The sequence below is a fragment of the Pseudoalteromonas sp. S558 genome (assembly GCF_005886635.1).
In the GTDB taxonomy this organism is placed as follows: Bacteria; Pseudomonadota; Gammaproteobacteria; order Enterobacterales; family Alteromonadaceae; genus Pseudoalteromonas; species Pseudoalteromonas aliena.
In genome coordinates this window covers 1-3,068 of the sequence record NZ_PNDU01000500.1, presented here as the reverse complement: position 1 = coordinate 3,068, position 3,068 = coordinate 1, and the positions used below count along the sequence as shown (strand labels likewise).

The following is a 3,068-nucleotide window of genomic DNA, read 5'->3' as shown; positions in this document are numbered from 1 at the left end:
AATCACTGTACCACTACAAAAGTAGCAAAAAATCAAAAGCGAAAGAAAGTCTGCGTTTAAATGAAGTTTATTTATTTTTGAAGAATATTAAGTATCAAGACGAATTGAAAAAAATATCAGATCTTAAAGTTACTGAGTCGGACTGTGTAAAAAGTAATGCAAAAGCACATGGTGAAGTGAAAATAGTAGAAGATGAAATTAGGGCGTTAAAATCTGAATTAAAAGATGAAACCAAAGGAGCCGATCGAGTTAACGAATATTTGAATGATTTCTTTGGACACAAAGAAATATCTCTTAGCTCTATTGAAAGTACAGATGGTTATAGATTTGAGGTTATTCGACATGGAAAAAAAGCCCACCATTTAAGTGAAGGTGAATGTAGCTTGGTCGCTTTTTGTTACTTTATGGCTAAGTTAGAGGACATTGATACTAAGGGGGATAAACCAATTGTTTATATTGATGATCCTATTTCTAGTCTTGATAACAATCACATCTTCTTTGTGTTCGGCTTGATTAATAGCGAAATTGTTAATTCAGGCTCATTTAGTCAATTATTTATTTCAACTCACAATCTAGACTTCCTTAAATACTTGAAAAGAATATTACCCAAAGATATACATGGTAATAACTTAGAGAGAAGATATTTCATCGTTGAAAGGAACGAACAAGAAAGTAATATTCGATTAATGCCTAATTATTTAAAAAGTTATGTCACTGAATTTAACTACCTATTCCATCAAGTATTTAAATGTGCAAATGCTCCAGACATAGCAGCATCAGATGAACATGATTGTTATTACAATTATGCTAACAGTGCTCGTAAATTTCTTGAAGCATTCTTATATTTCAAGTATCCGAACGCTAACGAAAGTGATAACACTAAATTAGTTAAATTTTTTGGTGGTGATGTTCGCTCTAAAATCTTAATTGAAAGAATTACCAATGAATATTCGCATCTAGCAGGTGTTTTCGAGCGAAGTATTACACCTGTAGAGATACCTGAAATGAAAACGTCAGCTCAATTCATTTTGAATAAAATAAATGAAAAAGATCCTGAACAATATAGTTCTTTACTAGAAAGTATAGGTAACCCTGTAGTTAATTTCTAAAAGTGCTCTAACAAGACGTTACCAGTGTCCGCTGTTGGCACAAACCGGAAATCACCCATCCATAAATTTCGTATTTATACATTAAGGTTTTTAAAGCCTTAAAGTAATTAATTCTGAACCATTCAAATATTTACCTAAACCTAATCTTACTTAAATTTAAGGTAGACTCTAATTAATAAATCTCAATCTGAGTGCCACGCCTTGCTTAAAATTAAAACTATTCTCAAGCTGCCGCGAATTCTCAACTTAAGTGGCGCTGGCCAAATAAGTTAAAAAAGAGACTTATTAGCCAATAAAATAATTGATAACTATTTTCGTTTAGATTAGTATGTACGTACTAAATGTAATTGAGAGTGGTTTGTATTCATGTATATTTGTCTATGTCACGGTGTGACTGATAAAAAAATTGAGCAAACAATTGACGATGGTGCAACAACCATGCGTGAATTAACTAAAGAGCTTAAAGTGGGCAGCCAATGCGGTAAGTGTTGTGGCTGTACTAAAAAGATCCTAAATCGCAGGCTGATTCAGATTGCAGATGTAACGGATCAAGTAGCTTAATTACATATAAAATTTAGATATAAAAAAAGCAGCTTATAGCTGCTTTTTTTATGCTTGTTACTATTTACAGTTGAGACTGTAAGTAGTTTTTAATACCCGTATTTTTAATAAGTAATTGTTGGGTTTCTAACCAATCAATTTGCTCTTCTTGCTCATTTAAAATGTGGTCAAGGGCTTCACGGGTAATATAATCTTTTTTGCTTTCAGCCAGTTTAACGGCACTTTGTAACTCGCCGATTGTATCGAGTTCAAAACTCATATTAGCTGCAATCATTTCTTCGCTGTTTTCACCAATACGTAATCGGCCTAAATCTTGAAGATTTGGTAAACCTTCTAAAAATAAAATACGCTCGATTAAACGATCGGCGTTTTTCATTTTTTGAATAGATACTTTGTAATCTGCTTTATCTAGTTGTGTAAAGCCAAAATCTTTAAACATGCGTGCATGTAAAAAGTATTGGTTAATACCAACAAGCTCATTAGCGAGTACTTTGTTAAGCGCCGCAATAACGTCTTTATCGCCTTTCATAATATGCTCCTACTAAGCCATTTGTGCTTGATGATAATTTTCAGAGCCAATCTTATCAATTAAGCCAAGTTGTTGTTCTAACCAGTAAACATGATCTTCTTCTGTATCAAATAACAGTTTTTCTAAAATGCTACGAGATTGGTAATCTTGTTGTTCTTCACATATTGCGATTACATCTTTAACACACGCGACTACTTCAAGCTCAAGTGTTAAATCGTTTTGCATCATGCTTTTTACATCGCTACCGATAAGTAAATCACGGCGCTTAGTCATATTTGGTACACCTTCTAGAAACAAGATACGCTTAATAAGCCAATCTGCGTGATCTTTTTCTTCTTCCATTTCGTGGTTAAGGCGCTCGTATAGCTTGTTTAAACCCCAGTCGTCATACATGCGCGAGTGTATAAAATACTGATCGATTGCCGCTAACTCGTTAGCTAACAATGTATTAAACGCATCGATTACTTTTTGATTACCTTTCATGATAAATCGCCTTAACTATTTCAATTGTAGGCAGTGTAGTATAAATCGAATGAATTGCAAGTTTTCTCTATAAAAATCATTGCTTTACTATTGGTTTTGATTCTTATTTAAGTTTGCGTTACTGCTTGGTTTATGGACAGTTTTTTATTTGTATTAGCATCTAATGCAAGATTATGATTGCTAGGGCGTATTGAACTTTGGTGGTTGAATTTGCAGCAGTGTGTTTGGTTTTTAGGCAAGGCAGAGCCTATGTAGTGTGGTTATTCCCCATAAATAGGCGATAACGCAGCATAAATGCCAAACATGCGCTGCCCTTTGGGTTCTTTCTAGGGACGATTAACTCTTTGTTGCTCGGTTTTTACTTAGCCCACTAGGTTACAAACCTC

At 33.8% G+C, this 3,068-nt stretch carries 4 protein-coding genes; 2 read left to right on the top strand and 2 right to left on the bottom strand.

All coding sequences use genetic code 11. The features are described 5' to 3' along the window. Together CWB66_RS21085 and CWB66_RS21080 are read left to right on the top strand one after the other, a co-directional pair. A partial coding sequence (locus CWB66_RS21085) for an AAA family ATPase (RefSeq protein ID WP_171037559.1) occupies window positions 1-1,109 on the top strand: 1,109 nt, incomplete at its 5' end. 366 nt (window positions 1,110-1,475) lie between these two features. Further along, window positions 1,476-1,670, top strand: coding sequence for a (2Fe-2S)-binding protein (locus CWB66_RS21080; RefSeq protein WP_002960627.1), 195 nt, complete (start codon window positions 1,476-1,478; stop codon window positions 1,668-1,670). A gap of 64 nt (window positions 1,671-1,734) precedes the next feature. On the opposite strand, the gene bfr (CWB66_RS21075) is transcribed toward CWB66_RS21080, so the two are convergent. Both bfr (CWB66_RS21075) and bfr (CWB66_RS21070) read right to left on the bottom strand, forming a co-directional pair. After that, window positions 1,735-2,199: a bacterioferritin gene (gene bfr, locus CWB66_RS21075; protein ID WP_024593101.1), complete on the bottom strand. Its 465-nt coding sequence runs from the start codon at window positions 2,197-2,199 to the stop codon at window positions 1,735-1,737. A 12-nt stretch (window positions 2,200-2,211) separates the two neighbouring features. After that, a complete protein-coding gene (gene bfr / locus CWB66_RS21070) occupies window positions 2,212-2,682 on the bottom strand; it encodes a bacterioferritin (protein ID WP_007375598.1) in 471 nt (156 codons plus the stop codon). Between the last annotated feature and the right edge of the window lie 386 nt (window positions 2,683-3,068).

What these genes read in the sequence shown, in the direction of transcription:
- bfr (WP_024593101.1), bottom strand. Translation starts at nt 2,199, where the DNA reads ATGAAAGGCGATAAAGACGTTATTGCGGCGCTTAACAAAGTACTCGCT.
- CWB66_RS21080 (WP_002960627.1), top strand. Translation starts at nt 1,476, where the DNA reads ATGTATATTTGTCTATGTCACGGTGTGACTGATAAAAAAATTGAGCAA.
- bfr (WP_007375598.1), bottom strand. Translation starts at nt 2,682, where the DNA reads ATGAAAGGTAATCAAAAAGTAATCGATGCGTTTAATACATTGTTAGCT.